7 protein-coding genes are annotated in these 8089 nt (G+C 50.0%); 6 read left to right on the top strand and 1 reads right to left on the bottom strand.

The annotated features are described in order from the left end of the window. Positions 1 to 278, bottom strand: a 278-nt coding sequence (locus RMO35_RS02275; protein WP_309738279.1) for an iron-sulfur cluster assembly accessory protein, incomplete at its 3' end; no start/stop codon positions are given. Between the two features lie 200 nt (positions 279 to 478). Between RMO35_RS02275 and RMO35_RS02270 the strand changes: the two genes are divergently transcribed. The 6 genes from RMO35_RS02270 to RMO35_RS02245 all read left to right on the top strand — a co-directional run. Continuing rightward, on the top strand, positions 479 to 679 hold the full coding sequence (locus RMO35_RS02270; protein WP_309738276.1) for a hypothetical protein: 201 nt from the start codon (positions 479 to 481) through the stop codon (positions 677 to 679). A 13-nt stretch (positions 680 to 692) separates the two neighbouring features. Beyond that, on the top strand, positions 693 to 2360 hold the full coding sequence (locus RMO35_RS02265; protein WP_309738274.1) for a DUF6930 domain-containing protein: 1668 nt from the start codon (positions 693 to 695) through the stop codon (positions 2358 to 2360). 580 nt (positions 2361 to 2940) lie between these two features. Beyond that, positions 2941 to 5199 (top strand): serine/threonine phosphatase, encoded by a 2259-nt coding sequence (locus RMO35_RS02260; RefSeq protein WP_309738272.1) that lies wholly within the window; start codon positions 2941 to 2943, stop codon positions 5197 to 5199. 350 nt (positions 5200 to 5549) lie between these two features. Continuing rightward, positions 5550 to 7055: an FAD-binding oxidoreductase gene (locus RMO35_RS02255; protein ID WP_309738270.1), complete on the top strand. Its 1506-nt coding sequence runs from the start codon at positions 5550 to 5552 to the stop codon at positions 7053 to 7055. A gap of 198 nt (positions 7056 to 7253) precedes the next feature. After that, positions 7254 to 7520, top strand: a complete 267-nt coding sequence (locus RMO35_RS02250; protein ID WP_309738269.1) for a hypothetical protein — start codon at positions 7254 to 7256, stop codon at positions 7518 to 7520. Between the two features lie 192 nt (positions 7521 to 7712). Next, on the top strand, positions 7713 to 8089 hold a 377-nt coding region (locus RMO35_RS02245), incomplete at its 3' end, for an allophycocyanin subunit beta (RefSeq protein ID WP_309738268.1).

Here is an 8089-nt window from a genome sequence, read left to right as displayed (position 1 = left end):
GCATCGCTGTAGTCGAGGACAAGACCATAAACATATAGCATACTCTTGCGATCGCAGACTAGTTTAAAGCCGCTGTAGTCGCAGATTTCATCATCGTCCCGAATTTGGCTGGGATCTTCAAAATCCATGACGTAGGACATCCCGGAACAACCACCTTGGCGAACGCCGACGCGCAAACAAAGATCTTTGCCTTGCTTTTCGCGGAGGGCGATAACGTGCGCGAGGGCGTTATCGGTCATTTGGATACTGGGGGGTTTTGCTGTAATTACTTCAGTCATGGGCTTCGATCGACTCCTAATAAACGACAGATCTCCAGATATGTGCAGACCCGCACCAACTTAAACCTAAATCTATGTTAACTTCTCCGATCCGATCGGTGCTGACTTCAAATTAACGCATAAAATCGGAATGGCAGATGTTCTAAATTAAAATAGACATAATAAGTAAGGCAACATCCATATTTATTATCCCAAATTTGGTGCAAATTAAGCAGGTGGGCAATACCGTCAGCACAGATTTTAGTCGCGATACCCAGCCACTCGTTGTTTGGCTCCCAGAGGCTTCAACTCACATGAATCGCCAGTGGCAACCTGCCGATGGTAGTAATTGGGCGATCGAGTCTCGATCGAATACTGTCGAAATCTGCTTCATCATCACGCTTTTTACGCTCGATCCTTAAGTGCAATTTGATTATGACGGCGATTAGTCTTTCCACGCAACGACGGCTTCAAGCCCTGCCACAACTTTCCAGCGTCTGGGAGGGAGATCGCCGCTATGTGGCGGAGTTAGTGGAAGAGACGGAGCTGGAAGACTTTGATTCGCCAGAGGATCGGCTCCTGCAACGTCGAGAGCTAATCGTCTGGGTTGATGGTGTCGAATGTGTGGTTAGATCGATGGAAGTCGTCAACTCGACGATGGGTACCGAAGCGATCGTCAGAGCGTTAATTAAGGCGATGGAATCACCCCAAGCGCCTTCCCAGCCCGCACGTCCCCAAAAAATCATCGTGCGCGATCGCCAGTTACAATTTTACCTGCGGGGAGTGCTTCAGGACTTGGAGATCGTCGTCGAATACGTCTCCGAATTACCGATTGTTGATGAGTTATTTCATCGGTTTACCGACATGGCTGGGGCGCGAACGCCCAAGTTACCCCGGCGCTATCTGGAGTCGCTCAAAGCCACCGCGCGCGAGATTTGGGACTTAGCTCCCTGGGAAATGTTAGCTGACTATGAAGCAATTTCGATCGAGTTAAATCAGTGGGACATCCAAAAATTTTATGTCTCGGTGATGGGGATGTTAGGGATGGAGTACGGGGTGCTGCTCTATCGATCGGTCGAGTCTCTGCAACGGTTTCGGGCGATGGCACTCGATCGCGATGAAGCGAACCAAATGGAATCAGCCTTTCTCTCCCAAGATTGTATCTTTGTCACATTCGATGCGATTGCCCCAGATATCCACCACGATCTGGGCACCTTATCCGCCAGCGAGATCGAACCCAACTTCGGGAACATTCACCCAATGGAGGGGATGCGCCCCTTCTTGTACGAGGAAGAAGCGATCGCGACAAATGTGGCATTAATCGCGCTCAAGGAGTTTGTGGCGGCTTTTAGACAGCAATTACAAGCAGACGAATTACCCCACCTGACGAGCGCGATTCAGGTGACGCTCCCCGACGACCGTGCGCCCGAGGCGACATTGCACGTCAGTGGTGCCGAGCTACCTACCCGCACGGAAAGTGTAACCGTCGAGACATTGCCCGAACTCTCCCAGGAATTGCTAAAAATGCACCTGGCAATGGATGAAGATGATGAGTTCGATCCATTAGAACTGCAAATTCGGGAAGACTTAATCCCCCATGACTCATTTATCAGCTTGGGGATGATGCCCTGGGATCGCGTCGAAATTATTCGCCAATCGGCGACTTATCATCAGCCTAGTGATGTCCAGGCTGGCGGCGAGGGATTGCCAATTATCCTGATTCAAACGACTCGTCCCAAGGCTCGCGAAATCGTCGAGCGGTTACAACAAGCTGGCGGCTTGCAGGGAATTTGTTTCAATCCTGGCGAAGATCCGATCGCTGGGGATAGTTTCGATTTGGGGATTCTCCAATTAGGCGATGGCGAAATGCAGTTATTTGGCGAATTTTATAATGAAAGTGCCGTGCATATCGAAGCTCGCAAAAAGTGGAACCAGCGCAGTCAAACCACTAAAGGTTATTGTGGTCTGATCGTCGCCCACGGACTGACTGGTAAAGCGCGCGGTAATCCTGGCATCCGCGAAACGATCGCCTTTCTCGAAACTAAGTCTTTATCTAACGACGATTTGGGACTGGGAACATTACAATTAATGCGACCCTCTTGAGATGGGAGACTGGGGGACTGGGAGATTGGGAAAAGGGGGGATGGGAAAAGGGATGGCTAAATTGCGATCGAATTTCAGCATGGTAACGTCAAAAATACACTCACATCCTGCACCAGTATGTAAAAATAGCCTCAAAACTTACTCTTAAGTACTATCCACTATTCACTAAAACACTAGTAATTTTGTTTTGATGCAAGATGTGAGTATATCGAAACTAGCGGGGCGATCGAGTTACATAGAAATCGAAGTAAAGCGATGACAAAGATCGATATAATCACCATCAGGTTGTGAATTTGCCGTGTGCGAATGGGAAGTATAGATATTAGAGTGTTTAGTTTAATTGAATTACTCCAATCCCAGACTGACACATGGCAAACTAGATTTAATCTCAGGTCGGTTTGGGGCGATCGTGCCGAGGGCAATTTTTTAAAGCTGCGAAGATGTGGAAAACTCATCAAATGATGGTGCCTAGATCGTCGGCTGCTTTAGATATCGATGCTATCGTCTCGCCCACTCCACACCTGCACCAATGAGGCTGCTTTCCCCTGATTTCTAATGTGCTCTGTTGTCATCTATCAATATGCAGATCTGCCCCTACTGTCAATTAGTAAATCCCCAACACCACAATTTCTGTCAAAGTTGTGGCAAATCGCTAAAGCACTACATTTGTCGCAGTTGCGGTTATAATGTGAAATTTGAGGCGCAGAGTTGTCCGCAGTGTCAAGCCAGTAGTGGCACATATTGGTGGGCGATTCTCGAACCGACAGTAGAGCGATTAGTTGCGACCGAAGTGAGTTTAAACTCCACCGCGATCGGTCGAGACGAACTGCCCGATCGCGGCCAGCGCAGCACCGATTTTCAATTACCGATTTCCGCCGATCTCCAGTTGAATTCAGACGCACTTCAGGCAGAGATCTCGGGCAATCCAGGAGATCTGTCCGTTGCCGTACTAGCACCAGTGAAGCATCAACCAGACTGGAAGTCGCCAGTGCCATTACTTATCGATGACGATCTAGAGACTAGCCCGTGGGATCGATCGCGACCGGATCTAGTCCCGATGGCAACTGACGAGATCGCAGCTACTCCAGATGCTACGCCCACGTTCGAGGTGGCGATCGCCAGTGAGCCGTCGATCGTGACTACCTATCTCGATCTACAATGTCGTTATAAATTGCTCGATCCTGTCGTCCTCCAGCGCTTGCCGCCGGGAGAATCCAGCCAAGTTAGGGTAATCGATTGTCAACCCTTGTGTCATACCCTCTTGGAGATATTGATGGAGCAAGAACCCGTTACATTAGTTAGTACTCCCGAGTCAATGAATCCACAGCCAGAGATGGACACCGCCGAACCACCAGGGACACCGCCGATCGTCGCCGCCTACCGCCAATGGCAATTTTGGAATAAGCATGGCATTCCCAAAGTTGCCCAAGCATACATCGCGCTCCAAGTCAGCTTGCCAGGGACGATTCCCGCGATTCGCGATAGCTGGAACAAAGATGGTCAAACAGTAACGATCGTCGAAGATCGCAGCGATTGGCAACAATTGATCGCTAGTTGGAACGATCCGCAGATTTCACCCTCTCAGACGATTTACTGGCTAGACTCGACACTCAAGCTTTGGGTAGCACTCGAACCTTGGCAGATGCGTCAAAGCTTGCTGGAAGTGACTAACTTACTCCTCGATGAAGATGGGCGGATCTGCTTCCAACGTCTTCATCCAGAGCCAGAAGACCGACTACTCGAACTAGCGGATCTGGCAATGATGTGGCAAAGATTATTTGATGAGTCCAGCAAACGGATCCAGCAACGCTCGGACGATCGCGAAATGGAATTCCCGCGTCCGGCTGCACTGGCGATCTCCGACTTGCTGCAATCGATCCATGATGGCGAACTCGAACGTGTCGAGGAAGTGCGATCGCGCTTACAACAAATTGCTTACGAATTAGAACCAAAACAACTGAGCGCGCCGCTGTTATCTGCCTCGGGCGATTTGAGCAGCCCACAAGACGCGCCCACGATTGCGATCGCCCAAACATTAATCGATTTGGAAGATGCAGCAGCAACCCATGTCGGCAAAAAACGCGACCATAACGAAGATTGCTTTGGCATAGTCAGCCGGATCGAGCGCCAAAATAGTCCCAAAGGCAACAGCGTTTCTGCCAGAGGGGTCTATATCCTCTGTGACGGCATGGGAGGACACGATGGGGGAGAAATTGCCAGCGCCATGACTGTCGATATCTTGCGGGACTATTTTGCTACCCGCTGGAGCGATAATACTCTTCCTGACGAGCAAACAATTCGCGAAGGGATTGTCGCGGCAAATGAGGCAGTATTTGAAATTAACCAAAAGAAAGCCGCTCATGGCAGCGGTAGAATGGGTACGACGCTCGTGCTGGTTCTAGTCCAAGACCAAAATATTGCCGTGGCGCACGTCGGCGATTCGCGTTGTTATGGGATTACTCCCAGTCAGGGATTGATTCAACTAACCCTCGATCATGAGGTCGGACAACAACAGATTTTACGCGGCGTCGATCCCGATATTGCTTACGGTCGCCCCGATTCTTATCAATTAACTCAGGCGATCGGCCCTAGAGATCGCAATTATATCGCTCCCGATATTCGCTTTTTTGAACTGCAAGAAGATACCCTGATCGTCCTAGCATCAGATGGTTTGACTGACAATCAACTGCTCGAAAGTTACTGGCTGACAAATGTGGCACCGCTGCTATCCAACAAGACCAATCTTCAAGATGGCGTCGATCGACTAATTGATTTTGCTAACGAATATAACGGTCATGATAATATTACCGCTCTGGTAGTGCGGGCGAAGTTGGGGTAGGGGGAAGATGGGAGATGGGAGATGGGAGATGGGAGATGGGAGATGGGAGATGGGAGATGGGAGATGTAATGGGTAATAATTGTTGCGATCGAAATCCCTTGCCATCACCCCGCCATCGCCTCCGGCTCTGGCTCCCCTCTCCCAAGTTTGGGAGCGGCTCGCGCTCCTCGGCTTTGCCGAGGGTTTAGCGAGACAAGACAGAGGGGTTGGGGGTGGGGGCGAGGTTAGTGGGTTTTACAAACCGGATTTGGGATGAGATCTTTGTAGACAGCTAAGTAAGTGGCACGTTGGGGGATCTAGTTATTGGCGATCGTGCCGATAATTGAGTAAGAAACTCCCGATTTAGCTTGATGTTGCCTCAATCAAAACCCTTCCGTCCCGCTCGCTTCAAGCTAGTTTTCGCGCTGCTGTTGACAACGACTACGATCGCGGTCTGCTTTATGGCGCGACCAGTATTCCATCTTGGCTGGACAGCTTGGCACGATCGCCAAGCACAGCTTCCCGCGCCAGCAGGCAGCGTCGATGATGCGAGTCGTCTAAATCAGACGCGGATGCAGGTAGTACGGGTAGCGGGCGATTTGGCGACCGCTCAAACGCAGTTACGGACGGCACTCCGGGATGCCACGGCTCGCGGACAGAAGGTGACGATCGCCGGATCTCGACACACGATGGGCGGACAAACCCTTTATCCCGACGGCATCTCGATCGATCTGAGCCAATTTAGGCAGATGCAGTTACAGCCGAAGACCGGGATCTTGACGGTTTACTCTGGAGCCACTTGGGCGCAAGTCATCCCCTATTTGGATCGCCAGGGCTACTCAGTCGCAGTGATGCAATCGAATAATGATTTTTCGATCGGCGGTACGATGAGTGCTAACGCACATGGGTGGCAGTCAGATCGCCCTCCTTTTGCCAGTACAGTGGAGAGTTTCCGGCTGATGTTAGCCGATGGGCGGGTGGTGCGCTGTTCCCGACAAGAAAATCCCCAGCTATTTTCACTCGTGCTCGGTGGCTACGGTTTATTTGGGATCGTGCTGGATGTCAATCTGCGGGTAGTACCCAATCAAATGTATTCAGCTCGTCGGGTAACGATCGCCAGTCAAGATTACGTGCAGACGTATCGGCAACAGGTGAGCGCGGATGTGGGGATGGCTTATGGGCGATTGTCGGTTGCACCCGAGAGTTTTTTGCAAGAGGCGATCGTGACGACCTATCATCGAGTTGCGGCGGTTCCTCCCGCTCTAAGTGCCACGCCAGCACCAGGACTGGCACGGCTAGTCGTACGCGGTAGCGTGGGGAGCGACTACGGGAAACAATTGCGCTGGCAATTAGAAAAAGCCAGCGGCGGGGAAGCAGGGACGGATGTGTCTCGCAATCAAATTTTCAATCGTCCCGCCACGTTATTTGCAAATCACCAGCAAGCTCAGACGGATATCCTGCATGAATATTTTATCCCTTCAGCATCATTACCTCTATTTTTAGAAAAATGCCGCCAGATTTTTCCCCAGCACCAAGTCGATTTGCTCAATGTCACCGTACGGAATGTGCGCCCAGATCGCGATGCTTTCTTGCGTTATGCCGATCGCGAAATGTTTGGGTTAGTGATGCTCTTCAATCAACAACGCCTCCCGGCTGATGAAGCTCAAATGCAAGCTCTCACTAGCGAGCTGATTGAGGCGGCGATCTCAGTCGGCGGAACATATTATCTACCCTATCGTCTTCATGCCACCCCCGCCCAGTTTCAGCGGGCGTATCCTCGCGCCGAGCGGTTTTTTCAGCTCAAACGTCACTACGATCCCCATGAAGTTTTCCAAAATTACTTCTATCTCAAATATGGCAAAGAGGGTAGAGGGTAGATGGTAGTTCTAGTCAAAGTAGGGTGCGTTACCCTGACGGGATAACGCACCGCCCAAGCTCGATCGAACTGCTTTGGCCTGTTTCAGCTTAAATATTAAAAAAAAGTATCGTATCTAACCAAATAGTAGTTTTCATTAGATAATTTTAATATCATAATATAAGTAAAGTTAATCAGTAGCATAATGGGGATCGTGGTAATGACACAAGCAACTTGGAGCCAAGCACAAGAAATGGCAACCTATCGTCCTGGGCAAAAAGTTGCTCTCAAACACAGCCCTAGCGTCATTGATACTGTAATTGCTTACGACCCGATGATGGTACCGCCAATCGTCCTAGCTAGCGATCCCCAGCCACGTTACCCTGAAGAACTCACCTTAATATCGCAGCCTGGGACTGGATTTAACTGGCTCAATCCTTGGGCAAAATCGACAATCGTCCCAGCGAGAGTATTAGTGCGACGCTAATTGACTTTCAGAAATTTTTCAGCCCCAAGTTATCTAGATTGGTTTCAGACGCGATCGATCTCTTGAAGCGGCGCTATGTTGTGCGATCCCCACGCTCGACAATTGCGAATTGTAACGTGAGTATCGCACACGACGACGATTTTCTGCGATACTGATAAATCGATAAAAGAATATTATTGTTGGGACGATCTCATGCGGGATGCTGTAACAAATCTCATTAAAACATACGATATTACGGGTCGTTATTTAGACCGTAATGCCATCGATAGCTTAAAATCCTATTTTGATACTGGTGCTGCGAGAATTAGTGCTGCTGGGGTTATTAATGCCAATGCAGCGGCGATCGTCAAACAAGCCAGCTTGCAATTATTTGGTGAATTGCCCGAGTTGATCCGTCCGGGTGGCAATGCTTATACGACAAGACGCTATGCTGCTTGTCTGCGGGATATGGATTATTATCTCCGCTACGCTAGCTATGCGATCGTTGCTGGAGACACGAATGTTTTAGACGAGCGGGTACTCCAAGGCTTGCGAGAGACTTATAACTCCCTGGGTACTCCGATTGCACC

The organism is Chamaesiphon sp. OTE_20_metabat_361 (assembly GCF_031364565.1).
This window is presented reverse-complemented; position numbering and strand designations above follow the sequence as displayed.